Annotated in this window: 22 protein-coding genes and 1 tRNA gene; 16 read left to right on the top strand and 7 right to left on the bottom strand. The window is 70.7% G+C overall.

The genetic code is table 11. The features are described 5' to 3' along the window. The first annotated feature begins 387 nt into the window (after window positions 1-387). The 6 genes from AB0G52_RS18005 to AB0G52_RS17980 all read left to right on the top strand — a co-directional run bounded on the left by AB0G52_RS18005 (window position 388) and on the right by AB0G52_RS17980 (window position 4,955). Complete coding sequence (locus tag AB0G52_RS18005) at window positions 388-825, top strand: DUF3052 domain-containing protein (RefSeq protein ID WP_207921612.1); 438 nt, start codon at window positions 388-390, stop codon at window positions 823-825. Window positions 826-962: 137 nt separating this feature from the next. After that, window positions 963-1,421 (top strand): peroxiredoxin, encoded by a 459-nt coding sequence (locus AB0G52_RS18000; RefSeq protein WP_132886573.1) that lies wholly within the window; start codon window positions 963-965, stop codon window positions 1,419-1,421. Window positions 1,422-1,592: 171 nt separating this feature from the next. Continuing rightward, window positions 1,593-2,168 carry a TerD family protein gene (locus AB0G52_RS17995; RefSeq protein WP_132886572.1) on the top strand — a complete coding sequence of 192 codons (576 nt, stop codon included), beginning with the start codon at window positions 1,593-1,595 and terminating at the stop codon, window positions 2,166-2,168. Between the two features lie 118 nt (window positions 2,169-2,286). Further along, the gene (locus AB0G52_RS17990) at window positions 2,287-2,862 is read left to right on the top strand and encodes a TerD family protein (protein ID WP_132886571.1); all 576 of its coding nucleotides are present in this window, start codon (window positions 2,287-2,289) and stop codon (window positions 2,860-2,862) included. A gap of 107 nt (window positions 2,863-2,969) precedes the next feature. Further along, complete coding sequence (locus AB0G52_RS17985; protein WP_132886570.1) at window positions 2,970-4,109, top strand: DUF475 domain-containing protein; 1,140 nt, start codon at window positions 2,970-2,972, stop codon at window positions 4,107-4,109. A 108-nt stretch (window positions 4,110-4,217) separates the two neighbouring features. Further along, complete coding sequence (locus tag AB0G52_RS17980; protein ID WP_132886569.1) at window positions 4,218-4,955, top strand: Tellurium resistance; 738 nt, start codon at window positions 4,218-4,220, stop codon at window positions 4,953-4,955. Window positions 4,956-4,985: 30 nt separating this feature from the next. Here AB0G52_RS17980 and AB0G52_RS17975 read toward each other — a convergent pair whose 3' ends face one another. Continuing rightward, on the bottom strand, window positions 4,986-5,786 hold the full coding sequence (locus AB0G52_RS17975; RefSeq protein WP_132886568.1) for a TerD family protein: 801 nt from the start codon (window positions 5,784-5,786) through the stop codon (window positions 4,986-4,988). Between the two features lie 177 nt (window positions 5,787-5,963). On the opposite strand from AB0G52_RS17975, the gene AB0G52_RS17970 reads away from it, so the two are divergent. From AB0G52_RS17970 to AB0G52_RS17960, 3 genes are read left to right on the top strand one after another with little or no spacing between them, the layout of a single operon-like run. Next, a complete protein-coding gene (locus AB0G52_RS17970) occupies window positions 5,964-7,136 on the top strand; it encodes an HpcH/HpaI aldolase/citrate lyase family protein (protein ID WP_132886567.1) in 1,173 nt (390 codons plus the stop codon). Between the two features lie 29 nt (window positions 7,137-7,165). Then, entirely contained in the window at window positions 7,166-9,733 is a 2,568-nt protein-coding gene (locus AB0G52_RS17965) for a phosphoribosyltransferase (protein ID WP_361337225.1), read from the top strand. Beyond that, the gene (locus AB0G52_RS17960; RefSeq protein ID WP_132886565.1) at window positions 9,733-10,545 is read left to right on the top strand and encodes an HAD family hydrolase; all 813 of its coding nucleotides are present in this window, start codon (window positions 9,733-9,735) and stop codon (window positions 10,543-10,545) included. Before AB0G52_RS17965 ends, AB0G52_RS17960 begins: the two co-directional genes overlap by 1 nt. Here AB0G52_RS17960 and AB0G52_RS17955 read toward each other — a convergent pair. Next, on the bottom strand, window positions 10,542-10,748 hold the full coding sequence (locus tag AB0G52_RS17955; RefSeq protein WP_132886564.1) for a zinc ribbon domain-containing protein: 207 nt from the start codon (window positions 10,746-10,748) through the stop codon (window positions 10,542-10,544). The genes AB0G52_RS17960 and AB0G52_RS17955 overlap by 4 nt on opposite strands. A gap of 620 nt (window positions 10,749-11,368) precedes the next feature. Between AB0G52_RS17955 and AB0G52_RS17950 the strand changes: the two genes are divergently transcribed. The 3 genes from AB0G52_RS17950 (at window position 11,369) to AB0G52_RS17940 (ending at window position 16,124) form a co-directional block, all read left to right on the top strand. Further along, on the top strand, window positions 11,369-13,477 hold the full coding sequence (locus tag AB0G52_RS17950) for a transglycosylase domain-containing protein (RefSeq protein WP_361337272.1): 2,109 nt from the start codon (window positions 11,369-11,371) through the stop codon (window positions 13,475-13,477). Window positions 13,478-13,526: 49 nt separating this feature from the next. Further along, window positions 13,527-14,825: a hypothetical protein gene (locus tag AB0G52_RS17945; protein ID WP_132886563.1), complete on the top strand. Its 1,299-nt coding sequence runs from the start codon at window positions 13,527-13,529 to the stop codon at window positions 14,823-14,825. Window positions 14,826-14,951: 126 nt separating this feature from the next. Further along, entirely contained in the window at window positions 14,952-16,124 is a 1,173-nt protein-coding gene (locus AB0G52_RS17940; RefSeq protein WP_132886562.1) for an amidase domain-containing protein, read from the top strand. On the opposite strand, the gene AB0G52_RS17935 is transcribed toward AB0G52_RS17940, so the two are convergent. Then, window positions 16,112-16,663 (bottom strand): DUF4383 domain-containing protein, encoded by a 552-nt coding sequence (locus AB0G52_RS17935; protein ID WP_132886561.1) that lies wholly within the window; start codon window positions 16,661-16,663, stop codon window positions 16,112-16,114. The two genes, AB0G52_RS17940 and AB0G52_RS17935, sit on opposite strands and share 13 nt — an antisense overlap. A 99-nt stretch (window positions 16,664-16,762) precedes the next feature. Continuing rightward, window positions 16,763-18,175 carry a hypothetical protein gene (locus tag AB0G52_RS17930; protein ID WP_132886560.1) on the bottom strand — a complete coding sequence of 471 codons (1,413 nt, stop codon included), beginning with the start codon at window positions 18,173-18,175 and terminating at the stop codon, window positions 16,763-16,765. Between the two features lie 264 nt (window positions 18,176-18,439). On the opposite strand from AB0G52_RS17930, the gene AB0G52_RS17925 reads away from it, so the two are divergent. Both AB0G52_RS17925 and AB0G52_RS17920 read left to right on the top strand, forming a co-directional pair. Next, window positions 18,440-19,981: an IS200/IS605 family accessory protein TnpB-related protein gene (locus AB0G52_RS17925; RefSeq protein ID WP_361337224.1), complete on the top strand. Its 1,542-nt coding sequence runs from the start codon at window positions 18,440-18,442 to the stop codon at window positions 19,979-19,981. A gap of 78 nt (window positions 19,982-20,059) precedes the next feature. Continuing rightward, window positions 20,060-20,131, top strand: a tRNA-Val gene (locus tag AB0G52_RS17920). A 47-nt stretch (window positions 20,132-20,178) separates the two neighbouring features. Here the strand turns inward: AB0G52_RS17920 and AB0G52_RS17915 are convergent. The 3 genes from AB0G52_RS17915 to AB0G52_RS17905 all read right to left on the bottom strand — a co-directional run bounded on the left by AB0G52_RS17915 (window position 20,179) and on the right by AB0G52_RS17905 (window position 23,288). After that, window positions 20,179-20,508, bottom strand: coding sequence for a hypothetical protein (locus AB0G52_RS17915; protein ID WP_361337223.1), 330 nt, complete (start codon window positions 20,506-20,508; stop codon window positions 20,179-20,181). 51 nt (window positions 20,509-20,559) lie between these two features. Next, on the bottom strand, window positions 20,560-21,210 hold the full coding sequence (locus AB0G52_RS17910; protein ID WP_361337222.1) for a hypothetical protein: 651 nt from the start codon (window positions 21,208-21,210) through the stop codon (window positions 20,560-20,562). Between the two features lie 140 nt (window positions 21,211-21,350). Beyond that, entirely contained in the window at window positions 21,351-23,288 is a 1,938-nt protein-coding gene (locus tag AB0G52_RS17905) for an SMI1/KNR4 family protein (protein ID WP_361337221.1), read from the bottom strand. A 133-nt stretch (window positions 23,289-23,421) separates the two neighbouring features. Here AB0G52_RS17905 and AB0G52_RS17900 point away from each other — a divergent pair, with 133 nt between their 5' ends. Both AB0G52_RS17900 and AB0G52_RS17895 read left to right on the top strand, forming a co-directional pair. Further along, on the top strand, window positions 23,422-23,985 hold the full coding sequence (locus AB0G52_RS17900) for a hypothetical protein (RefSeq protein ID WP_361337220.1): 564 nt from the start codon (window positions 23,422-23,424) through the stop codon (window positions 23,983-23,985). A gap of 404 nt (window positions 23,986-24,389) precedes the next feature. Then, the gene (locus AB0G52_RS17895) at window positions 24,390-24,851 is read left to right on the top strand and encodes a GNAT family N-acetyltransferase (RefSeq protein WP_361337271.1); all 462 of its coding nucleotides are present in this window, start codon (window positions 24,390-24,392) and stop codon (window positions 24,849-24,851) included. Window positions 24,852-24,865 lie beyond the last annotated feature (14 nt).

Genomic DNA, 24,865 nt, shown 5'->3' with positions numbered 1-24,865 from the left:
GTTTTTGGCTGTTTTCCCGTGCTTGGCCTGCGCCGCTGTCCATCGTCCACCCCGGGGCAGCGCACGTCATCTCTACCGCGAGGTAACTCGGGACCGGCCAAAACGCAACGATACGCCCGGGGTGTGACGCGCTTGGCAAACTCGTTCGACCGTCGTGTGTGAGGATGATTCCGAAAGGTACATTGCGGGCAAAAGGGAGTGGTGTGTGTCACAGCCGTTCGCGATACGGTGCCGGGAGTTGCGGCGACACGGCCGGGATCGTCACCGTTTCGGCGGTCCGGACGGCCGGGTACTTGCGCGATCCGCCCCGCCCGTGTGGACTACGGCCAATGCTTCGCGCACGCGCGTGGCTGAGTTCATCACCAAGACATGATCAGGAGGCAACCCGTGAGCGCGACCGCGGACCACGCGGAGGAGCGGACCACCCCTGCCGTCAGGCTGGGGTTCCAGCCAGACCAGGTGGTCCAGGAGATCGGCTACGACGACGACGTCGACCAGGAGCTCCGCGAGTCCATCGAAGAGACCATCGGCAACGAGCTGATGGACGAGGACTACGACGACGTGGCCGACGCCGTGGTCCTCTGGTTCCGTGAGGATGACGGCGACCTGACGGACGCGCTGGTCGATGCCCTCGGCTTCCTCGAGGAGGGCGGCTCGATCCTGCTGCTGACCCCGAAGACCGGCCGCGACGGCTACGTCGAGCCGAGCGACATCGGCGAGGCCGTGACGACCGCCGGCCTCTCGCAGACCAAGAGCGTCAGCGTGGGCAAGGACTGGAACGGCAGCCGGCTGAACACGCCGAAGGCCGCCGCCAAGAAGCGCTGAGCCCCGTCGGCGTCCGGACCGGCCACCCGGTCCGGCCGCCGGCCCGCCGCCGTCCGCCGGGCCGTCCCGGTCGTCCCGCGGGGCCGCCGCATAGGGTGTCACCACCCGAACAGGCCCTGACGAAGGGATACAGTGCGATGGCGATCCAGGTCGGCGACAAGGCGCCCGACTTCGAGCTCAAGGACAACCACGGCCGGACCGTGAAGCTGTCCGAGTTCCGAGGCGAGAAGAACGTGGTGCTGCTCTTCTATCCGTTCGCCTTCACGGGTGTGTGCACCGGCGAACTGTGCGAGCTGCGCGACAACCTGCCCAGGTTCGAGGACCGCGACACCCAGCTGCTCGCCGTCTCCAACGACTCCATCCACACCCTGCGTGTCTTCGCCGAGCAGGAGGGCCTGGAGTACCCGCTGCTCAGCGACTTCTGGCCGCACGGCGAGACCTCGCGCGCCTACGGCGTCTTCGACGAGGACAAGGGCTGCGCCGTCCGCGGCACCTTCGTCATCGACAAGGAGGGCGTCGTGCGCTGGACCGTGGTCAACGGACTCCCGGACGCCCGGGACCTGAACGAGTACGTGGCCGCGCTCGACACCCTGTAGGCCCGGACGGCCCCCACCGCTTCCCCTAGGGGGCGAGACGGCCGACACCCGGGAATTCTTCGGGGTCCAGGGCCTGCGAGCGGTGGGAACCCGTCACTAGGATCGAATCGTTGATCCGGTATCCGAAGCACGACGGGGGCACCCGCCCCTGGACACCACATGGGAGGACTCGTGGGAGTCAGCCTCAGCAAGGGCGGCAACGTATCGCTGACGAAGGAGGCCCCCGGTCTGACCGCGGTCCTCGTCGGTCTCGGCTGGGACGTGAGGACCACCACCGGCACCGACTTCGACCTGGACGCCAGCGCGCTGCTGCTGAACGCGGCCGGCAAGGTCGCCAGCGACCAGAACTTCGTGTTCTTCAACAACCTCAAGAGCCCCGACGGCTCGGTGGAGCACACCGGCGACAACCTCACCGGTGAGGGCGAGGGCGACGACGAGGTGATCAAGGTCAACCTCGCCGCGGTCCCGGCCGACGTCGACAAGATCGTCTTCCCGGTGTCGATCTACGACGCCGACAACCGCCAGCAGTCCTTCGGCCAGGTCCGCAACGCGTTCATCCGCGTCGTCAACCAGGCGGGCGGCACCGAGATCGCCCGCTACGACCTCTCGGAGGACGCCTCGACCGAGACCGCGATGGTCTTCGGCGAGCTGTACCGCAACGGCGCGGAGTGGAAGTTCCGTGCCATCGGCCAGGGCTACGCCTCGGGTCTGCGCGGCATCGCCCAGGACTTCGGCGTCAACGTCTGAGGCAGCAGAACGCCCCGGGGCGTTCGAAAGTCCGCTCTGTCCGGCGCCGCACCGTTTACGGGCGGCGCCGGACGCGCAGGACAACCGGAGAACCACCGCTAGGGGAGGACCAGCAATCATGGGCGTCACGCTCGCCAAGGGAGGCAATGTCTCCCTCTCCAAGGCCGCACCGAACCTCACCAACGTCCTGATCGGACTCGGCTGGGACGCCCGCTCCACCACCGGCGCCCCCTTCGACCTGGACGCCAGCGCGCTGCTGTGCCAGGGCGGACGGGTGCTCGGCGACGAGTGGTTCGTCTTCTACAACCAGCTCAAGAGCCCCGACGGCTCGGTGGAGCACACCGGCGACAACCTCACCGGTGAGGGCGAGGGCGACGACGAATCGATTCTGGTCGACCTTCCGAAGGTGCCGGCCACCTGCGACAAGATCGTCTTCCCGGTCTCCATCCACATGGCCGACGAGCGCGGCCAGACCTTCGGCCAGGTCTCCAACGCGTTCATCCGGGTGGTCAACCAGGCCGACGGCCAGGAGCTCGCCCGCTACGACCTCAGCGAGGACGCCTCCACCGAGACCGCCATGATCTTCGGCGAGCTCTACCGCTACCAGGGCGAGTGGAAGTTCCGAGCCGTCGGTCAGGGGTACGCGTCAGGGCTGCGGGGCATCGCGCTCGACTTCGGTGTGAACGTCTCGTAGCCGCTCCGCGGTCCGGATGTGGGGCCCGCGGGACGTGCAGGACACCGGCGCCCTCTAGACTTCGGTCAACAGTGAGTAAAGCCGAGTACACGATGATTGGGTAGCCAGTGCTTCTGAAAACCTTCGGCTGGTCGTTCGCGATCACCGCGCTCGGCCTGGTCGCCGCGGTCTTCTACGGAGGCTGGGAGGCCTTCGGCATCGTCGCGATCCTCGCCGTCCTCGAGATCTCCCTGTCGTTCGACAACGCGGTCGTCAACGCCGGAATCCTGAAGAAGATGAACGCCTTCTGGCAGAAGATCTTCCTCACCGTCGGCGTCCTCATCGCGGTCTTCGGCATGCGGTTGGTGTTCCCCGTCGTCATCGTCGCGGTCACCGCCAAGATGGGCCCCATCGAGGCCGTCGACCTCGCGCTCAACAACAAGGACCGCTACCAGGAACTGGTCACCGACGCCCACCCGGCGATCGCGGCCTTCGGCGGCATGTTCCTGCTGATGATCTTCCTCGACTTCATCTTCGAGGACCGGGACATCCAGTGGCTGCGCTGGATCGAGCGCCCGCTGGCCAAGCTCGGCAAGGTCGACATGCTGTCGGTCTGCATCTCCCTGATCGTCCTGCTGATCACCTCCTTCACCTTCGCCACCCACGCCCACCAGCACGGCGGCGGGCACGTCGACAAGGCGCAGACGGTCCTGATCGCCGGTATCGCCGGTCTCATCACCTACCTGGTCGTCGGCGGCCTCTCCGGCTTCTTCGAGGACCGCCTGGAGGCCGAGGAGGAGCGCGAGCACGAGGAGGACGAGGAGGCCGAGCGCACCGGCAAGAAGAAGTCGGCGGTGGTGCTGGCCGGCCAGGCCGCGTTCTTCATGTTCCTCTACCTGGAGGTCCTGGACGCGTCCTTCTCCTTCGACGGCGTGATCGGCGCGTTCGCCATCACCAACGACATCGTGCTGATGGCCCTGGGTCTCGGTATCGGCGCGATGTACGTCCGGTCGCTGACCGTGTACCTGGTCCGGCAGGGCACCCTTGACGACTACGTCTACCTGGAGCACGGCGCGCACTACGCGATCGGCGCGCTGGCGGTCATCCTGATGGTCACCATCCAGTACCAGATCAACGAGGTCATCACCGGTCTGGTCGGCGTCGTCCTGATCGGCTGGTCGTTCTGGTCCTCGGTGCGGCGCAACCAGCGGCTCGCGGAGGCCGAGGGAAAAGCGGGGTCGGACGAGAGGGCTGAGGTCTCCGTCTGACCGACCGAAAACGGGGTGTGACACCCTTCTGGGCGAGGAACGCTCTGTTCGGGGCGACCGACACGGTCGGTCGCCCCGAGGCGTCGGCAGGAGTCACTGGGGGCGGGAATGGGTTTCTTCGACGGACTGCTGGGCGGAAGGGCGGCCGAGTTCGACTCGGGCAGCGCGGCGTCCAACTCCATCGAGCTCACCAAGCGGCACCAGCAGGTGTCCCTCACCAAGCAGGGCGCGGCCACCGGCAACCTGCGCGTCAACCTCACCTGGCGGATGCGGACCTCCGACTTCGACGGGGAGCAGCGGGAGAGCCTGTTCCGGCACCCCTTCAAGGCGCTCAGGCCGCCCGAGGTGATGGGCCACGGCCAGAGCATGGTCAACGTCGACCTCGACCTCGGGGCGCTGTACGAGCTGTCCGACGGCACCAAGGGGGTCGTACAGCCGCTGGGCGGCCTGCTCGGGGACGTGAACGCGCCGCCGTACGTCAAGCTCAGCGGCGACGACCGGTTCGGTTCGGCGTCCGGCGAGACGATGTACGTCAACCTCGACCACCGGGACGACATAAAGCGGCTGCTGGTGTTCGTCTACATCTACGACCAGACGCCGGCGTTCGACCGCACCCACGCGGTCGTCACGCTGTACCCGAGCAACGGACCGCGGATCGAGATCGGCCTCGACGAACGGCATCCGCAGGCGCGGTCCTGCGCGGTGGTGATGATCGAGAACGTCAAGGGTGAGCTGGTCGTCCGCCGCGAGGTGAAGTTCGTGTACGGGTTCCAGGGAGAACTGGACCGGCTCTACGGGTGGGGGTTGCAGTGGGGGCGCGGGTACAAGGCGAAGGCCGACAGGTAGCCCCGCAGACAGGCGGCCCTGCGGGCGTGCCTAGCGTCCGATGAACTGGGGGCCCTGGGGCGGCAGCCGGAAGTCCGGGTTCGGGACCGTGGGTACCGGGATCGGGGCCGGCGGGGGATAGCCGTAGCCCGACTGGGGCGGCTGCTGCGTGTACGGGGACTGCGGGTAGCCGTAGGTCGGCTGGGCCGGCGAGGCCGGCTGGGGGTAGCCGTAGGCCGGCTGGGCGGGGACCGTGGTCGGCTGCTCGGGGGGCAGCGGCTGGGACGCCGACGGCTCCTCCGTCGGCTCCGACTCGTCCACCGAGATGCCGAAGTCCGTGGCCAGGCCCTTGAGACCGTTGCTGTAGCCCTCGCCCAGCGCCCGGAACTTCCAGCCCTCGCCCCTGCGGTACAGCTCCCCGCAGATCAGGGCCGTCTCCGCGCCGGTCTCCGGCTTGATGTCGAAATGGGCCAGCGCCTCGGCGTCCGGGGCGCTCGCGTCGTACAGCAGGATGCGCAGGGCGGGTACGTGTTCGAACGGGACACCGTCCGCCGACGCGACCAGGAGGATTCGGCCGACACTGGACTCGACACCGGGCAGATCCGTCTGGATCGTGTCGGTCAGGCCCTCGGCCACCCGCTTCTTGCCGAGTCGCCAGACCTTCCCGGAGGGGTGCCGGGGCTGGTTGTAGAAGACGAAGTCCTCGTCGGAGCGCACCCGTCCGTCGGGGCCGAGGAGCAGCGCCGAGGCGTCGACGTCCGGTACGTCCTGGCCGGGCGTCCAGCGCAGCACGGCCCGGACCGTGGTGGCCGCCACCGGGACGTTCGACCCCTTCAGCATCGCGTGCGTCATGCGGTCATCCTGCCTTCTCGGTCCTGGTCACGACAACGCGGGGTGGCTCGCGAACGACACAGCCGGGTTACCTGAAGTTCATGCCCGCCGGGAACCCAGGACATGGCTTTGTACGTACTATTACCGGCCAGCCTTTACCAATTCCACAGGCTCAGCACACCACCGCGGGGGAGCTTCATGCGTCATTTCGGGCACGTCGCCCCTGAGGTGCGCCGGCATCTCTTCCACCAGGAGCCGTGCGCGTTCACCGCCGACTCCCCGGCCCGGCTGCTCTCCGCGGCCCTGGGCGCCACGCTCTACAGCCCGGCGACCCGGCCGCGGCTGGCCGACGACATCGTCAAGCAGGCGGCGCTCGGCGTGGTCTCGATGGTGCTGTGCCTGGAGGACTCCATCGGGGACGAGGACGTCCCGGCGGGCGAGGAGAACCTCGTCCGGCAGTTCGCCGAGCTCGCCGAGCGGGAGCGGGCCGGGACGGAGCTGCCGCTGCTGTTCATCCGGGTCCGCGACGCCGAGCAGATCCCCGACCTCGTACGGCGCCTCGGCGGCACGGTGTCGCTGCTGTCCGGGTTCGTGTTCCCGAAGTTCACCGAGGAGCGCGGCATCCCCTTCCTCCAGGCCCTTGAGGACGCCGAGGCGAGCAGCGGACGCCGGCTGTTCGGGATGCCCGTGCTGGAGACCCCCGAGCTGATGTACCGGGAGACGCGCGTGGACGCCCTGGAGGGCATCGCCCGCGCCGTCGGCAAGTACCGGGACAGGGTGCTGGCCCTGCGCCTCGGCGTCACCGACTTCTGCTCCTCCTACGGGCTGCGCCGGGCGCCCGACATGACCGCCTACGACGTCCAGATCGTCGCCTCCGTCATCGCCGACGTGGTGAACATGCTGGGCCGCGCCGACGGCACCGGGTTCACGGTGACCGGGCCGGTCTGGGAGTACTTCCGGGTCCCCGAGCGCATGTTCAAGCCGATGCTGCGCTCCAGCCCGTTCCTGGAGGGGCAGGCCGTGGAGCTGCGCGAGCGGCTCATCGAGCACGCCATGGACGGTCTGCTGCGGGAGATCTCCCTCGACCACGCCAACGGACTGCTCGGCAAGACCTGCATCCACCCGTCCCACGTGATCCCCGTGCACGCGCTGTCCGTCGTCAGTCACGAGGAGTTCTCCGACGCCCAGGACATCCTGCGGCCGGAACGCGGCGGCGGGGGTGTACTTCGCTCGGCCTACACGAACAAGATGAACGAGGTGAAGCCGCACCGCGCCTGGGCCGAGCGGACCATGCTCCGCGCCGAGGTGTTCGGCGTCGCCAACGAGGACGTCGGCTTCGTGGAGCTGCTCGCGGCCGGGATACCCGGGTGACGGGCCCTAGGGGACGACACAGGGAACGCATGAACATCTCAGCGAACGACGGGGTCTGGTCCGGCAGCTGGGTCGCGGAGCGGCTCGGCGTCGAGCTGGTGGGCGACGACGGGCTGCGGGCCCTGCTGGGCCTCGCCCTGCGCCGCAACCCGAAGCGGGCCCACCTGCTGGTCTCCCACGTCCTCGGCAAGCACGTCCCGCAGGCGCCGTCCGTCGTGTACGGCCACGGGTTCGGCCTGGGCCGGCGGGTGCGCGAGCTGCTCGGCGAGCGGGAGGCGGCGCGGTCGGTGGTGCTGGGCTACGCCGAGACCGCCACGGGGCTGGGGCACTCGGTGGCCGACGGGATCGGGCTCGCGCCGTACCTGCACTCCACGCGGCGGCCGGTTGCCGGGGTGGCCCCCGCGGGCGGCTTCGAGGAGTCCCACTCCCACGCCACGTCGCACCTGCTGCTGCCGGAGGACCCCGCGCTGCTCGCCTCCGACGGCCCGCTGGTCCTGGTCGACGACGAGTTCTCCACGGGCAACACGGTCCTCAACACCATCCGCGACCTGCACGCCCGTTGTCCGCGGAAACGTTACGTCGTGGTGGCGTTGGTGGATATGCGTTCCCCGGCCGACGCCGGGCGACTGACCTCGTTCGCCGAGGAGATCGGCGCCGAGGTGGACCTGGTGGCGGCGGCCTCGGGGACGGTGCGGCTGCCCGAGGGCGTGCTGGAAAAGGGACAGGAACTGGTGGCGCGGTACGAAGGGGGTGCGGCGACATCTGATCTGCCGGGTGCGGGTGCGCCGGGGCTGAGCGCGCAGTTCCCCGCGCCCCTTCAGGGAGCGCTGCCGAGCGCCCCGTCAGGGGCGCGGGGAACTGCGCGACCGGCCCCCACGTACCCGCACCCGACCGACGACCGCACCACCTGCCACCGCGTCGACCTGCACTGGCCCCCGGGCCTCCCCGACGGCGGGCGGCACGGTTTCACCCCCGCCCACCGGATACGCCTGGAGTCCGCCCTCCCGCTCATGGCCGCGAGGCTCGCCGAAGCCCTGCCCCCCGACGCCCGCCGCGTGCTGACGCTCGGCTTCGAGGAGCTGATGTACACGCCCCTCAGGGTCGCCCGCGAGCTGGAGGCCCTGGTCACCGCCGAGGTGCGGTACTCCACCACCACCCGGTCACCCGTCCTGGCCGTCGACGACCCCGGCTACGCCATCCGCAGCCGCCTCGTGTTCCCGGCCCACGACAACCCCGCCGACGGCCCCGGCGAGCGCTACGCCTACAACGTCGCGGGCGCCGGCTTCGACGCCGTCGTCCTCTTCGTCGACTCCACCGGCGACACCCCCGAACTGCACGCCCCCGACGGCCTGCTGGCCCGCCTCGGCGCGCATGTCCCGCACGTCCTGCTCGCGGTTGTACCGTCGTACGTCCCCGCGCTGTCCGAAGAGAGCCCCGCCATGCTGCCCGAGCCCCTCCGCGGCCCCGCCTTCTCCTCCTACGCGCCCGACGACGTCGGCTGGCTGCTCCAGGACCTCTCGGACGTCACGCTGGAGGCGCCCACCGAGGAACGCGAGGAGGCCATCCAGAGCGGCGGCGCGCACTACGCCGAGTCGCTGCCCGTGGAGTACCAGCCGAGCGAGCGGTACCAGGCCCTCTTCCACGCGGCCCTCGGGACCTCGGCGGCCAGGATCGCGCAGGCGGTCGGGGTCGTCACCGAGACCGTGCTGGCGGAGCGCTCCCCGCGCCCCGTGCTGGTGTCGCTGGCCCGCGCCGGGACCCCGGTGGGCGTACTGATGCGCCGCTGGGCGCAGTTCCGGTACGGCCTCGACCTGCCGCACTACGCCGTCTCGATCGTGCGCGGCCGCGGCATCGACGCGAACGCCCTGCGCTGGCTGGCCGCCCACCACGACCCGCGGGACGTCGTCTTCGTGGACGGCTGGACCGGCAAGGGCGCCATCACCAGGGAACTGGCCGACGCGATCGAGGAGTTCGAGGAACAGGCCGGCGTCACCGGCTTCGACCCGGAGATCGCGGTGCTCGCCGACCCCGGGTCGTGCGTGCGGACGTACGGCACCCGGGAGGACTTCCTGATCCCCTCCGCGTGCCTCAACTCGACCGTCTCCGGGCTGATCTCGCGGACCGTGCTGCGCGCCGACCTGGTGGGCCCGCACGACTTCCACGGCGCCAAGTTCTACCGCGAACTGGCCGGCGCCGACGTGTCGGTGGCCTTCCTGGACGCGGTCGCCGCGCGCTTCGGCGAGGTCGTGGACGCGGTGGACGCCGCCGTGAAGGAACTGGCCGTCGCCGACCGCACGCCGACCTGGGAGGGCTGGGCGGCCGTCGAGCGGATCAGCGAGGAGTACGGCATCCACGACGTGAACCTGGTCAAGCCGGGCGTCGGCGAGACCACCCGCGTGCTGCTGCGCCGGGTGCCCTGGAAGATCCTGGCGCGGGCCGGGGCGGGCGCCGACCTCGACCACGTGCGGCTGCTCGCGGAGCAGAGAGGGGTGCCCGTAGAGGAGGTCGGCGAACTGCCCTACACCTGTGTCGGGTTGATCCACCCCAAGTACACGCGCGGCGCGACCGGTGCCGACGGCCGGGCGGTGAACCTCTGATGACGGTGCTCGTCGCGAGCGACCTGGACCGTACGCTGATCTACTCCGCGGGCGCGCTGGCGCTGACCGTGCCGGACGCGCGGGCTCCCCGGCTGCTCTGCGTCGAGGTGCACGAGGCCAGGCCGCTGTCGTACCTCACGGAGACGGCGGCCGGGCTGCTGACCGAGCTGGGGGACGCGGCCGTCTTCGTGCCGACGACGACCCGGACCCGCAAGCAGTACCAGCGGATCAACCTGCCGGGGCCCGCGCCCACGTACGCCATCTGCGCCAACGGCGGGCACCTGCTCGTGGACGGGGTGTCCGACGGGGACTGGCACGCGCGCGTGCTGGCCCGGCTGGCCGACGAGTGCGCGCCGCTGGAGGAGGTACGGGCGTACCTGACGGAGCGGGCCGACCCGTTGTGGCTGCGCAAGCACCGGGTCGCCGAGGACCTGTTCGCCTACCTCGTGGTGGAGCGGGAGCTGCTGCCCGAGGAGTGGGTGAAGGATCTGGCCGTGTGGGCGGAGAACCGCGGCTGGACGGTGTCCCTGCAGGGGCGGAAGATCTACGCCGTGCCGAAGCCGCTGACGAAGAGCGCGGCGATGCGGGAGGTGGCCCGCAGGACCGGGGCCCGGCTGACGCTGGCCGCCGGGGACTCGCTGCTCGACGCCGACCTGCTGCTGGCCGCGGACCGCGGCTGGCGCCCCGGCCACGGTGAGCTGGCCGACGCCGGGTGGACGGCACCGGCCATCAGCGCGCTGCCGGAACGGGGCGTGCTCGCCGGGGAACGCATCCTGCGGGAATTCCTGAAGACGGTTCGTACGGAGGGTTAACCGCAGCAGCCGCCGCCGCAGCAGCCGCCCTGGGGGGCGGCGGCGGGCGCGGACCCGGTCCCGCCCACCGCGACCGCGGACAGGAGCTTTACAGTGTCTTCATGCCCTTCGGGGCAGACTGCCGGAGCCGACGAGTCGGCCATCGGACGGGCGAGTTCGAAGGTGGCGGCGCAGGTGCGGCAGCGGTACTCGTAGCGGGGCATGGGAACAGGCTAACGGCAGTGATGCGGGAGTGACGGGCATCACTACACCTCAGAATTTCATGAGTGTTCCTTTCTGTCCGATACTTGTGCGGAGATTTTGAAAAGATCGCTGATAATTTGAGCTGGCCGCGAGGAGCCGAAAGACCGGGGGAAGAGGGGGGCTCGAAGCGCCGCGCCTGTCGCGGCCTGTCCACCTGACCCGTCTAACCGCGCGCGCAAGACCGAGTGCGAGGGGAGACGCAGTCGTGACGGACGCAACGGAGCGGACGGGCGGCCCGGAGAAGGGCCATGACCAGGCCAAGTCCCGGGGGAAGAAGCCGTTCGAGCCGGACGCGACCTTGCATCTGAAGGTCGACGCGCTGCGGGCGGAGCACGCTCTGTGGCAGAAGGGCGACGACGCTCAGCGTGCGCAGGAGGTTGCACGGCAGAAGGCGGAGGCTCTGTGGAACGAGCTGCACGCCCTGCGGGCCGAGGACGGCGACGCGGCGAAGGCCCAGGCGAAGGGCGAGGCGAAGCCCAAGGGCGGCGACGGCGCGGGCGCCCGGCGCGAGAAGCCGGACGTGCCGGTCCACGACGAGACCCTGCACCTGAAGGTGGCAGCCCTGCGGGCGGACGCCACGATGCAGATCCGGGTGCCCGGACAACCCCACCCGCAGCCGGAGCCGGCGGCCCCCGCGAGCCGCGCCGAGCGGCGCCGCAGCGCGCGCCTGTCGCCGTGGGAACGGGTGCTGGCGGCGTGGGCGGCCCTCTGGGCCCACGTGGGGCCCAGGCTGGCCCCCCTGGCGCCCTACGCGCGCCGGCTGCGGCCCATGTACCCGCGGCCGGGCCGGACCGGCTGGCGGCGCTGGATGCCCTCCTGGCGGCAGTGGCTCGGTGCCTGGCTGGGCGGCATCGGACTGACCGGGATGTTCCTCGTCGTCGCCTACGCCACCACGGACATACCGTCCAACCTCAACAGCTACGCCACCCAGCAGGACAACGTGTACTTCTGGTCCGACGGCACGCCGATGGCCAGGACCGGCTGGGTGCAGCGGCAGGACATGCCGCTCAAGGACATACCCGTGGACGTGCGGTGGGCGGTGCTCGCGGCGGAGAACGAGAGCTTCTACTCGGACCCCGGTATTTCCGTCAGAGGCATAACTCGCGCCCTGTGGCGGACAGTTGGCGAAGGAGACACCGAAGGTGGCTCCACCATTACCCAGCAATATGTGAAGAACGTCTACCTCTCGCAGAATCAGACGGTCAGCCGTAAATTCACCGAAGCCATGATCTCCCTCAAGCTCGACAACAAGATGAGCAAGGACCAGATCCTGGAGGGCTACCTCAACACCAGCTGGTTCGGCCGCGGGACGTACGGCATCCAGCGCGCCGCCCAGGCCTACTACGGCAAGGACGTCAGCAAGCTGAACGCCAGCGAGGCCGCCATGCTCGCCTCACTGCTCAAGGGCGCCGGCCTCTACGACCCGACGCTCAGCAAGGCCAACCACAAGCGGGCGGTGGAGCGCTGGTCCTGGATCCTGGACCGGATGGTCAAGATCGGCAAGCTGTCACCGGCCGAGCGGGCCACGTACACGAAGTTCCCCGAGCCGATCCCGACCAACAAGGTGTACGACACCGGCAGCCAGAGCGACTACCTGGTGGAACTGGCCCAGCAGTACGCCAAGAAGTCCGCGCACATCTCGGACAAGGACTTCGACCTCGGCGGATACCAGATCTACACCACCTTCGACCGCACGAAGGAGGCCACCCTCACCAAGGCCGTGACCAAGGCCCGCAAGGCGGCCAAGGACCGCGACCCCAAGCTCGCCGCGGCCGCCCACTACGGCGCCGCCTCGGTCGCCACCGACGGGCGGATCCTCGCCGTCTACGGCGGCCCCGACCACCGTAAACAGGGCTACAACGAGTCCAACGCCACCACCGTCCCGGCCGGCACCTCCTTCCTGCCCTTCGTCTACGCCGCCGGGCTCCAGAACGGCGTGCACAAGCAACGCGGCGCCGCCGTCACCGACGTCCTGCCCGGGACGGTCTACGACGGCGACGACAAGGTCCCCGTCACCACGCTCGACGGGCCGTACTGGGACCGCAGCGGCAAGAAGGTCTTCGCGAAGAACGACGACGGCAAGTCCTACGGGCAGATCAGCCTGGACAAGGCCCTCGCACTGTCCGTGAACACCCCGTTCATGCAACTCGGCATGGACACCGGACTCGACAAGGTGCGCTCCACCGCGATCGCCTCAGGACTGCTCTCCGACACCATCGGCGCGCAGGTACCGGCCCTCTCCATGGGTAACTCCACCCCCAGCGCGATCCGCATGGCGAGCGGATACGCCACCTTCGCGGCCGGCGGCGACCACACCGAGCCGTACTCCGTCGCCAAGATCACCCGCAACGGCCGCCGGGTCGCCCTGGACACCCCCCGGCCCACCCGCGCGGTCCGCGGCGACGTCGCCGAAAACGTCCAGCAGGCCCTCACCGAGTCCTTCCGCCTGGCCCACCCGACGACCGCCCTCACCACCCGGGCCGCGGGCAAGGCGGGCACCACCGACGCCACCGGCAAGGACATCGCCTCCTGGTACACGGGCACTTCCTCGAACGTGACGACATCGGTCGTCGTATACCGCATCGACCTGAACAAGTCCCTGGAGCCGCTCCCGCTCCAGGGACTGGCCGGAACAGGCACCGACAACGTCCCGTACACGGTCTGGGCGCAGGCGATGGGCCTTGAATGACCACCGAAGCCCCGAGCCGCCCCCGCCACCCGCGCAGAATGAGCCCCGCATGAAGCCCCGTACGAAACCGACAACCGGCGGCCACCGCCGCAAGGCACCCACCCGTGACCGCCGCCCCGCCCGCCCGGAGTTCATCACGCTGGCCGCCTTCCTGGTCGTCGCCTCCCTCGTCGCGGGCTACCTGGTGCTCAGCAGACAGGACGACACCACCCCCACCGCCGCCGGCACCCGCAAGGCCAGCCCGTCGGCCACCCCCTCCCCGAAGTGGGACGGCAAGACCCACATCCTCGGGGACGGCTCCACGTCGTACACCGGGCCGCAGAAGGACCAGTTGAAGCCCGAGAAGCTCAAGCCGGGCGAGAAACCGCCCCAGTTCGTCGTCTTCTCCTGGGACGGCGCCCTGGAGGGCGACGACCATCTCTTCTCGCACTACCGGGAGATGGCCAAGGAGTACAACGCCCACATGACCTTCTTCCTCACCGGCATCTACCTGCTGCCCAAGAGCAAGAAGGACCTCTACACCGGCCCCATGCACAAGCCCGGCGACGCCGCGATCGACTACGCCACCGACGCCCACATACGCACCACGCTGCAACAGCTGCGCGAGGCCTACGAAGAGGGCAACGAGATAGGCACCCACTTCAACGGCCACTTCTGCGAGGCCAAGGGCGGCGGCGACTGGAGCGTCGCCCAGTGGAAGAGCGAGATCGACCAGTTCTACGACTTCGTGGAGAACTGGAAGACCAACACCGGCTTCAAGGACATCCCCGCCCTCCCCTTCGACTTCAAGCAGGAGGTCGTCGGCGGCCGTGCTCCCTGCCTGGAAGGCCAGCCCAACCTGCTCAAGGCCCTCCAGAAGTACGGCTACAACTGGAAGTACGACGCCAGCTCCCCGGGCGACTTCCAGATATGGCCGTCGAAGAAGGACGGCCTGTGGAACTTCCCCCTGGAGATGCTCCCCTACCCCGGCGGCGACTACCAGGGCCTGTCGATGGACTTCAACTTCCTCTACAACCAGTCCAACGGCGAGACCGACGGCGACCCCGCCAAGTACGCCCAGTGGCAACAGCAGACCGTCCAGTCCTACATGGACGGCTTCAACCGCGTCTACTACGGCAGCCGCGCCCCCCTGTTCATCGGCAACCACTTCGAGAACTGGAACGGCGGCATCTACATGAAGGCCATCGACCAGATCGTCCCGAAGATATGCACCAAGAAGGGCGTCAAGTGCGTCTCCTTCAAGGAACTCGCCGACTGGATGGACGCCCAGGACCCGGGGACCCTGGCCCGGCTGCGCACCCTTGACCCGGCCCAGGCACCCGCGGACTGGTCCACCATCGTGAAGTGAACGGCCGGTTCAAGTCGGCGCGGCGGCACGCGCATTCCGATTCTGCAACCCCCTTCACAGGGGTCACACACGCCGTGCGAAGATGCCGTCGCCCGGTAGGTGTACCGGCGTAGAGGGGAATCACCATTGAAATCCAGAAAACTGAGCCGTAGGCGGAGCCGCGCGGCCATAGTCACGGCGGCGGCCGCGTCGGTCGTCGCCGGCGTCGCCCTCGTGCCCAACTGGAGCGCGGGCGCGGCCGTCGTCGACGACCCCACCGTGAACGCCGCGACCAAGGCGACGTTCCAGAAGCTGGCCGACGCGGTCTTCACCGACCGCACGCAGGCGCTCGTCCACGGTGCCGCCCAGCAGCAGACCACTTCCCGCTTCTCCGGCGACGTCCGCCTCTCCAGCACCCAGACGCGCGACGAGAACAAGGCGCTGAGCCAGCTGCGCGGCCGCCAGAGCAGCATCGCCAAGCTCGGCGAGACCTACAGCGCCGGCAGCACCCAGGTCACGCTCGACGCGACCCGGGTCACCGGCCGCACCGCCAAGGCCGACGTCACCGAGACCACGACGCTGACCTACGCGAAGGCCGCCAAGGGCCAGCCGAAGAACACCGGCTTCCAGGCCCACCACGAGCTGACCTTCAAGGCGGACCGGCAGGGCGTCTGGCAGCTCACCAGGATCCAGGACACCGACGACGGCGGCCTCGCCGTCAACACGCTGTCCAAGCCCTCGGTCAAGGCCCCCGCCACCGGCGACGACGGCAACACCACCCCGGACGCCCCGCGCGCGGCCACCACGCGCAACCCGGTGGCCGTGCCGAAGACGCTGACCGGCGGCACGTACGACTACAAGGCGATGGCCGCCTACGCCGAGAAGTACTGGAACAACTACAACCCGGACTACCCGGACTTCAACAACCACACCGCCGGCGGCGACTGCACCAACTTCGTCAGCCAGTCCCTCAAGGCCGGCGGCTGGAAGCACGTCCCGGGCTACGTGTACGACTACACGAAGTGGTTCGGCAACGCGGACATCCAGTCGGACTCGTTCGTCGGCGTCAACGAGTGGTCCTGGTTCGCCCAGAACTCCAAGCGCACCACCCCGCTCGCCAACGTCTACCAGGCCGAGGTCGGCGACGTCATCCAGATGGACTTCGACCGCGACGGCTCGAAGGACCACACGATGATCGTGACGTACAAGGCCAACGGCATCCCGTACGTCACCTACCACTCGAACAACACCTACCGCAGGTCGCTGGCGAGCCTCATCGCGTCCTACCCGAACGCGTACTACTACGCCTACCGCACCTGATCGTCGGCCGCCCCGGCCGCCGGTGCGGCCCGCTGCTCCGCCTCGGGGTGGCGGGCCCGCCAGTACGGGTTGTCGTGCGGCAGGTTCGTACTGACCCTGCCGTACATCCCGAACACCATCAGCACCAGACCCACCACGAAGCTGAACAGCACGTTCTGGATCCTGAAGGCCAAAAAGTCCGAGTCCGTGCCGAGCAGGCCCAGGAACAGGAAGCCGTTCAGGATGAACAGCACCCCCAGGACCAGGTTCAGCGTCGACGCGAAGTTCCCGCCGATCACCATCCCCACGAACAGCAGCAGCCCCACACAGATCGACAGCACGCTCAGCGCGCCGTTCGTGTTCAGGCCGATCGCGGTGTTCCCGCCCGTGTCGAAGAAGCCGATGTTGTCGGTCAGACCGAGGATGCCGAAGGCCAGCAGGAACAGGCCCATCAGACCGGCACCGATCCGGTAGACCCTGTTCAGGCGGTGGTCGACGGGCAGTGCCTCGTCGAACGTGATCCGCCGCCGCGTCCCCGAGCGCGCCGTGTGTGAGGCCATCTCCGCCTCCTGCTCTGGATTACGGGTCGCTCCCCCCAATATCCGCCCCCCGGCGCCGCCCGGCAAACGCCCCGCCGAAGCGGGCCGGGCACCGCGCGGTCAGTGACCGGCGGTTCCGCGGTCCTCCCGGATCTGGGCGACCACCCGCGCGACGGACTGCCGTACCGCCTCCGTCTCCATGAGGAAGCGCCAGTAGTCCGGATGCCGCCCCTCCAGCGCCCCGGCCGCCCGCTCGAGACGCGCCACCGCGTCGTCCAACGGCCGCGCGTGCCGCGGGTCGGGACTGGTCCGCCCGGCCATCGCCAGCCGCTGCGCGTCCCGGATCGCGAACCGGGTCCGCTCGATCTCCGCCTGCGGATCCTTCTGCACGGCGTTCAGCCGGGACAACCGCTCACCCGCGGCGGAAACGGCCTCGTCCGTACCGTTGAGCAGCGCCCGCACCGTGGACAGCAGCGAGGTCGCGTCCGCCCACTGCTGCGCGTCCCGCGCCGCCTGCGCCTCCCGCAGCCTCACCTCGGCCTGCCGGACGTTCGCCGCGGCCTGCTCGGGCACCTGCTGCAGATCCTGCCAGCAGGCCGCCGAGAACCGCCGCCGCAGCTCGCTCAGGACCGGGTCCACCTGCCCGGCCCGGGTGGTCAGCGCCTGCGCGCGCGTCCGCAGGCTCACCAGCCGGTGGTCGATCTCGGCCGCCTGCTCGGGCAGCCGCTCCGCCGCGGCCCGAATGGCCTCCGCCTCCCGCTGCACCCGCCCGGCCCGCTCCAGCGTCGCCTGCGCCCCGTGCCGGCCGGCGCCCTGGTTCAGCTTCGTCAGCTCCGGCGACAGCGCCGCCAGCCGCGCGGCCAGGTCGTCGGCCCTGAGCCGCGTCGCACGCACCGCGTCGAGCGCGTTGCTGGCCGCCAGCAGCGCCTGCCGGGCCCGCTCCACGGCGGGCGCGAGCCGCGCCAGCTGCGTCTCGGCCTTGCCGAGCAGGGGCCCGAGCGACTCCCCGAACCGGTCCAGCTCCCGCTTGACCCCGACGAGCTCGTCCTTCGCCTGGGTGATCTCCGTGCGCGCCCGCGCCGCGACGGACGCCTCCAGGTCGTCCCGGTCCAGGTCGTAGGCGTCGATGGCCTGGATGTAGCGGTTGCTCACCTCGTCGATCCGCCGGCCCAGAGCCTCGAAGTCGGAGACGGCCCGGTGGGCGGCCGGCGAGTCGTCGACGGCCGAGATGGTCTCCATCGAGATCCGCAGGTCCCGCTGCGCGGTGTCCAGCTCGTAGAACGCGGCGGCGGCGGCGTCCTTGGCCGCCTGCGCCTCCACCCGCTGCCCCTCGGCCCGCCCCCCGAACCAGCGCCGCGTCCCGCCGCCGGCGAAGGCGCCCGGCACCACGAGCAGCGCCAGCAGCGGCAGACCGGCCAGAGCGAGCGAGTCCAGGACCGCCCGGGACCGCGCGGACCCACCGGCACCCCGGCGCAGCCGGGAGCGCGGGGGAGGCGAGTACGACTGCCCGGGTGTCGCCGTTGTCGCCGTCACTTCCCTCTCCCGTGCCGCGGTACGCCCTGTGTTCGTGCGGTGATGACATTGTCCCACCCGGGGAAGACGAACACACGGGCCGGTCAGTTCACGATCACGGGGGTCAAAGGTTCGCTACTCGCACGAGTGACCATCTGGGAGGAAGCTCGTTGGGGGAGGTGAAGAGATCGTCTCGTCATCGGCAGAGGGGGTGCGGTGCGCCAGATCAGGGCCTCGTTCCTCGTGGCCGCCCCCACGGGCACGAGTGTCCGGACGCGGCTCCGGTTGTCCGAGCGGGACGTCGCGGTACTGACCGAGGTCGGTGCACTTCTGGGCTCTCTGGCATCACGGGATCTCGCCGTACGGTCCCGGCAGGGGGCGGAGCCGAGCGCCGGCGCCTGGGCGGACCGAAAGCGCGAGTTGACTGTCTCCTCGTCGGCGAGGTGGGCGGGCAGCATCACCAAGGCCACGCACGACCAGTGGGCACTGGCGCGGCGCGGGCAGGCGGCGGAGATGCGCTGGCTGCGCGCCGAGACCGCCCGCATCGAGGCGCGCCTGGCCAGACCTTTGGGCGCCAAGGCCGAAAAACTGACCGCACTACCGCGCGGATATGCCGACCGGACGGAATGGCACGCCAAGGCTCGCCGTCTGCAGGCGCTCCGCGTTCGTCTGGCGTCCGTGCAGGCTGACTGGGCATCCGGGCGGGTGCGCGTCGTACGCGGTGGCAGGAGACTCGCCCGCCTGTGGAACCGGTTGGACGAGAGCGGGCCGAGCCGGGAGGCCATGAGGCGGCGCTGGAAGGCCGCCCGTATGTTCCTCTCGGCGGACGGGGAGTCCGGCAAGCGGTACGGCAACGAGACCATCCGCGTCACCGACGGCGGACACGTCTCGATCCGGCTTCCGGCTGCTCTGGCCCACCTGGCCAACGCGCCGCACGGCCGGTACGCGCTGGCCTCGACGGTGGCGTTCGGCCACCGGGCCGAGGAGTGGCGAGACCGGATCACCGCGGACCGAGCGGTGGCCTATCGCATTCACTACGACGTCCAACGCGGTCGCTGGTATCTCACCGCCGTCTGGCAGCGAGCGGTGGTCCCCGCACTGTCCCTCCCGGCGGCTCTGGCACGAGGCGTGGTCGCGGTCGACATGAACGAGAATCATCTCGCGGCCTGGTACGTGGACGTGCACGGCAATCCTGTGGGCGAGCCGAGGCGCTTCCCCTATGACCTGTCGGGCGGCGCATCGCATCGTGACGCCCAGATCAGGCACGCGCTGACACAGCTGCTTCACTACGCCCGGCGCCGCGGAGCGGCGTCCATCGCCGTCGAAGACCTCGACTTCACCGACGCCGGAACCCGCGAGAAGCACGGCCGCGCCAAGCATTTCCGTCGGCTCCTGTCCCGTTTCCCCACGACTCGGCTCAGGACGCGGCTGGTGGCGATGGCGGCCGAGCAGAACATCACGGTCGTTGCGGTCGACCCCGCCTACACCAGTCAATGGGGGGCTCAGCACTGGCAGAAGCCTCTCACCACCAGAACTCGTCCAACCACTCGCCACGACGCTGCGGCCTTGGCGATCGGACGACGCGCCCTCGGGCACTCGATCAGGCGACGGAAGGCACCGCCCCGTACCCACCGGAGTGATGGTTACGGGCATCGGACCCTCCAGGCCGAGTCGGAGCCCGGACGGCGTGAGGGACCTCGCCCCCGCCCATCCGGACCGCGGACTCGATCCGTGCCGCCCGGGGGCGGAGCGAACGCGAGGAACCAGCGTGCTCAACACCACTCGGAGCACGCGGCTGAGCACGGCGTACTTCCGCTCGGTCCATAGGAATCGCTACGCCTCGCCGGTCCGGGAAACGGAATTGCCGGACGGAGCCCGGGACAATGTAGGCTGTCGACTCGTCCCGGGTGCGTAGCTCAGTGGTAGAGCGCCTGCCTTACAAGCAGGATGTCGGCGGTTCGAAACCGTCCGCGCCCACGTGAACAGAGGACCCCGGCCGATCCGGCCGGGGTCCTCTGCCGTTCTCAGTCCTCCTCGTGCGTGTGCTTGAGGCGGCTTCGGGCGTCCATGCGGTCCGGGGCCGTCACCTCGGCCCAGAAGCGGTGGCCGCTGACGAACACCGCGAGCTCGTGTTCGCGTCGGCGCAGCTTCTCCACCTCGGCCTGTTCGTCCTCGGTCCAGCCCGGGGAGGCGGGGCGTTCCACCTTGCGCCAGCCGCCCTCGTCGCTGAATCCGTCCAGGGGCACGACCGACCAGGGGAGCCGCTTCAGCAGGGCCGAGAGCTCGGCCCGGACCTGATGCAGCTCCTCCTGACCGGCGAGGAGGTCACTCGGAAAGTCATAGGTCGCAGCCACACGGCAATGGTACGCCTGTTCGATTTTAGGTGGCGAGTTCGTTCGTGGGGTTCATGCGTTCGAACGGACGGGCCGGGTGCCGCTGCGGTAGACGCAGACGCCGAGCGCCAGCAGCCAGTAACCGAGGAGCGCCCCCATCAGCGCGGTGGTGCCCCAGCCGTTGGCCGCGTAGAAGTGCGCGGGGGTGTTGCCGAAGAACAGGGACGGCACGAAGGCCAGGTTGACGCCCGCCAGGGCGTAGGCGGACCGGCCGGCCCACGGCGGCAGCAGCCGGGTGCGCGAGACGGCGAAGCCCAGCGCGGCCAGGAACATCGCCAGCATCAGCCGGGAGATCGACCCGTACAGGACGTAGGTGCCGCTGACCGCGACGGTCGGGTCGATCGGGTGGTCGGCGGCGATGACGGCGCCCGCTTCCAGGCCGCTGGAGACCAGCGTGATCGTCACATAGACCAGTCCCGTGGCGAGGACGAGGGAGCCGGCCCACTCGTAGGCCGGGTCCGCCCGCCGGATCAGTTCCCGCAGGGCGGTCACGGACACCAGCAGGCAGGCGAGGGCGACGATCCCGATCAGCAGCCTGCTCAGGACGTTCGCGTCCGGCGGCGGGCCCGAGTAGACGAAGTACAGGGGTACCTCGACGATGAGGGCGGCCGCGGCGGCGATGCACGAGACGCCGGTCAGGCGCCGCGTGAGGGTTTCGGTCATGGGAGTCCCCCGGTGGGTGGTGAGCGCTTCGCCGGCCCGTTCGCCGACGTTGTGCAGCGTGCCCTCCGCCGGGGGGTGCCGTCGCTGGTCCTGGACACCGGAAACGGGGTGGGCCCAGCACCACCGTTCGACTCCGGTGGCTACGACGGCGTGCCCTGCGGCGCCCCTCCGGGCACGACCCGGACGGTCAGGTAGCCCTCTCCGGGGCCCGGTGGGCGGTTCCAGGGGCGGGTGAGGAGGGTGTGCAGGCGGCCCTGGGTGAGGGCGAAGCGGGGCAGGCGGACGGCGAGGTGCCGCGCGAGGGCTTCGAGGACGTGGCGTTCGGCCCGGCGGAGCCCGTCGTCCCCGGAGAGTGTGCCGGGTGGTGGCAGGAGGAACTCCGGGACCGGGCCGCGGGTGGTGGTCGTGGTGCCGTCGGTGGTGAGGGCGTAGCGTTCCGCGCCGTTCTGGGCGACGGAGAGGTGGAAGACGGCGGGGCGGTGCCCGGTGGAGGGCCGGCTCCACACGGTCACCGTGCGGCCGCCGGTGGCGGCGGAGGCGGCGAGGGCCGGGGAGGTGAAGCGCCGTTCGTCGAAGTGTCCGCTCGGGCGGGACTCGAAGGCGAAGCTCCAGTCGGGGCCCGCCCGGCCCACGGCCATGCGGGCCAGGTCCGCCCAGGGCGGGGAGTCCGGGGCGTCGGCGGGCAGGCGCCGTGCCTCCCAGCGGGTCGCCGGGGCGTCGAGGGCGGTGGTTCCGTCGGCGCCGATCAGGGCGGGCAGCCCGGCCGGGGCGACCCCTTCCAGCAGGAGGAAGCGGTACGGGTCACGGGGGCGGCCGGGGTCGCCGTCCGCCGGCCAGGCGAGGCCCGGCGGGTCCAGGTCCGCGGCCGGCGGCGGGGTGTCCCCGGGCTGCCCGGCGCGGGGCGTGGCCAGGAGTTCCCGGCCGCGCTCCGGGGTGATCAGGGGACCGAGGAGCGGGTCGGCGCAGAGACCGACCGGGGCGAGGTGGTCGGCGCTGAGCGGGCGCCACTCGGGCAGCGCGGCGCGCAGGGTGTGCCAGGCGGCGTCGGTCTCGCCCCAGCGGGCCTGCTCGCGGGCCTTCTCGACGGCCCGGCCGAAGGGGCCCTCGGCGGTGTAGCGGTAGGTGCCCTCGCGGAGCTGCCCCAGGATCCCGTCCGCCGTCCCGCGCACCGCGTCGGACGCGCCGGGCAGGGCGTGCGGCGGGAGGTCGCCGTCCCGTCCCGTGCGCACGTGCTCCGCCAGCAGCACCGGCACGACCTCCGGGACGTACACGGGGTCGTCGGCCAGGCCGTGGAAGTACACCATGTACGTCTCGCCGAGCAGCCTGCGGATCTGGTCACGCAGGCCCGTCGCCCGTGGCCGGCCGTAGGAGACCGCCTCCGCCAGAGCCGCCGCGGCCTGTTCGTACCGCCCGCCGAGCGCGTCCAGCCGCGCGGTGCCGACGGCCGCGTCCTGGGCCCGGGTCGTGGCGTTGGCGAACACCGCGCCCGTCCGCTCGGCGCGGCTCACCTCCAGGTGGTGGAACTGCCGGTACATGGCATCCATGAACGTGCGGAAGGACCCGTACCGCGTGGGATTGTCCGCGTGCCAGGGCGCCCAGGTGTAGACGGCCCACTCGCCCGCGTCGTCCACGTCCCCGGGGTCCAGCAGGACGTAGAGGGCATCCGACTCGACGTCCAGTTGCAGCGCCCGCCCCCACATCCCGGCGAGGAGTTCGTCCTGGGGGGTGGAGTTCTCGTCCAGTTCGCCGGGGAAGTACTCGGACAGCCCGGCCGAGTCCTCGTGCCACCGGGCTCCGTCGGTGCCGGCGAGCAGCCAGACGAAGCCGCCCGCGTGCCGCCAGCCGTCGCTCACCGCGAGGAACGTCCGGTACGACGGCGGCAGCCGGTGCCCGAGCCGCTCCTCCATGGCCCGTATCCGTTCCTCCGGGGCGCCCGGGAAGCCCAGCCCGCGCGTCTGCGACGACTCCTCGTCCCGGGCCGCCGCCTCGTCCTGCGCCACTTCCGCGGCCCGCGCGTCCGCCCACTCCTGGCTCCACCGCGTCAGCAGGGACCGCCAGTCCTCGCTCGTGTCCGTCATGCGGGCGATCCTGCCAGCGGCCACTGACAACACCCCGCCCCGTGGCGCGACTTCCGTGCCGCGGCTCCCGTGATGAGACCCTGGTCGGCACGATCGCCTTCCCGCTCGGCGGGAGAACGGAGCAGGGGACAGGATGAGCGGGCAACGGCCGACGTTCGTGAAGGTGTGCGGACTCACCCGGGAGCAGCAGATCGACTGGGCCGTCGAGCTGGGGTACGACGCGATCGGGATCGTCGTGACCCCGAAGAGCAAGCGCTACTGCCCGCCCGAGCAGGCCGTGCGGCTCGCCCGGTACGCCCGTGGCCGGATCCCCGCCTTCGCCGTGGCCCTGACGTACGCCGAGACGGCGGCCGTCGCCGAGCACTTCGACACCGTCCAGATCTACGAGACCGCCGACATCCCGAACCTCGCCCTCGCCTCCGGCACCCCGCCCGAGCGCCCGGAGGAACTGGAGTACTTCTTCTACGACGCCAGCGCGGGCAGCGGTGTGTTCGCGGACATCCCGGCCTGGGTGGCGGAGCTGCCCGGCAGGGTCGTGATCGCGGGCGGCCTGGACGAGCACAACGTGGCCGGTGTCGTCGAGGCCTTCGCCCCCTACGGGGTGGACGTCTCCAGCAGCGTCGAGACCGCGCCGGGCATCAAGAGCCGCGAGAAGATGGCCGCCTTCCTCACCGCCGCCCGGACGCCGGGGCGGTAGCCCGCCGCGGGCCGCTGCCGGGTCGGCACGCCCAGGCGGTGCGAGGACGCTGCCGCCGGCGAGTTGAGCGGTGCGACCGCCCGGCTGGTGACCCACCTGTGCGCGGGCCGGAGGGGGGTGTTGGCGGCCGTCGCTTCACCGGGCCGCCGCGCGTGCCGCCGGCCGGGCGGCCCGGCCGGCGGTCGTGCCGTGGCGGGACGTGCGGGGCGAGGCGCGCTTCGGCGTACTCGTCGCCGGCCTGGCGCGGTTCCCGTCGGCGGGCCGGTGCGCCCTGCCTGGTGAGCCGTTGGCCGATCGGGGGGCTGTGTTTCCATACCGGAGTGGAGATCGAGAGCTACGGAAGACCCGACGAGAGGGTGCGCCCCCGCGTCCGGCAGCGGGCCGACGCCGATGTCGAGGACTGCGTGCGGGTCCTCGCGGAGGTCCACCGGCTCGACGGCTATCCGGTGAACTGGCCCGCGCAGCCGGGCGCGTGGCTGTCCCAGGGGCCCCTGCTGGGCTCCTGGGTCGCCGAACTCGACGGGTGTCCGGTCGGGCACGTCGGTCTGTCGCGAAGTGGCGAAGGGGATGCGGCCCCGGCGTTGTGGAGCGAGCGGAACGGGACGACGCCGGGCGCGGCCGCCGTGGTCGGCAGGCTGTTCGTCGCCCCGGGGGCCAGGGGGCACGGGATCGGCGCCCTGCTGATCGGCCGGGCGGTGGCGGAAGCGCGGCGGCACGGCCTGCATCCGGTGCTCGACGTCGTCGCGTCCGACACCGCCGCGGCAGCCCTCTACGAGCGGCTGGGGTGGGAGCTGCTGGCCACGGTGGAACAGCGGTGGAGCCCCCGGCAGACGGTGTCCGTCCGCTGTTACGCGGCGCCCCTGTGACGGTCCGTGCCCTC

The sequence above is a fragment of the Streptomyces sp. NPDC021562 genome (assembly GCF_040640875.1).
In the GTDB taxonomy this organism is placed as follows: Bacteria; Actinomycetota; Actinomycetes; order Streptomycetales; family Streptomycetaceae; genus Streptomyces.
The sequence above is the reverse complement of the archived record's forward strand: the minus strand, read 5'-3'. Positions and strand labels throughout refer to the sequence as shown.

What these genes read in the sequence shown, in the direction of transcription:
- AB0G52_RS17970 (WP_132886567.1), top strand. Translation starts at nt 5,964, where the DNA reads ATGCGTCATTTCGGGCACGTCGCCCCTGAGGTGCGCCGGCATCTCTTC.
- AB0G52_RS17990 (WP_132886571.1), top strand. Translation starts at nt 2,287, where the DNA reads ATGGGCGTCACGCTCGCCAAGGGAGGCAATGTCTCCCTCTCCAAGGCC.
- AB0G52_RS17980 (WP_132886569.1), top strand. Translation starts at nt 4,218, where the DNA reads ATGGGTTTCTTCGACGGACTGCTGGGCGGAAGGGCGGCCGAGTTCGAC.
- AB0G52_RS17975 (WP_132886568.1), bottom strand. Translation starts at nt 5,786, where the DNA reads ATGACGCACGCGATGCTGAAGGGGTCGAACGTCCCGGTGGCGGCCACC.
- AB0G52_RS17945 (WP_132886563.1), top strand. Translation starts at nt 13,527, where the DNA reads ATGAAGCCCCGTACGAAACCGACAACCGGCGGCCACCGCCGCAAGGCA.
- AB0G52_RS17960 (WP_132886565.1), top strand. Translation starts at nt 9,733, where the DNA reads ATGACGGTGCTCGTCGCGAGCGACCTGGACCGTACGCTGATCTACTCC.
- AB0G52_RS17955 (WP_132886564.1), bottom strand. Translation starts at nt 10,748, where the DNA reads ATGCCCCGCTACGAGTACCGCTGCCGCACCTGCGCCGCCACCTTCGAA.
- AB0G52_RS17935 (WP_132886561.1), bottom strand. Translation starts at nt 16,663, where the DNA reads ATGGCCTCACACACGGCGCGCTCGGGGACGCGGCGGCGGATCACGTTC.
- AB0G52_RS17905 (WP_361337221.1), bottom strand. Translation starts at nt 23,288, where the DNA reads ATGACGGACACGAGCGAGGACTGGCGGTCCCTGCTGACGCGGTGGAGC.
- AB0G52_RS17910 (WP_361337222.1), bottom strand. Translation starts at nt 21,210, where the DNA reads ATGACCGAAACCCTCACGCGGCGCCTGACCGGCGTCTCGTGCATCGCC.
- AB0G52_RS17965 (WP_361337225.1), top strand. Translation starts at nt 7,166, where the DNA reads ATGAACATCTCAGCGAACGACGGGGTCTGGTCCGGCAGCTGGGTCGCG.
- AB0G52_RS18000 (WP_132886573.1), top strand. Translation starts at nt 963, where the DNA reads ATGGCGATCCAGGTCGGCGACAAGGCGCCCGACTTCGAGCTCAAGGAC.
- AB0G52_RS17900 (WP_361337220.1), top strand. Translation starts at nt 23,422, where the DNA reads ATGAGCGGGCAACGGCCGACGTTCGTGAAGGTGTGCGGACTCACCCGG.
- AB0G52_RS17950 (WP_361337272.1), top strand. Translation starts at nt 11,369, where the DNA reads ATGCAGATCCGGGTGCCCGGACAACCCCACCCGCAGCCGGAGCCGGCG.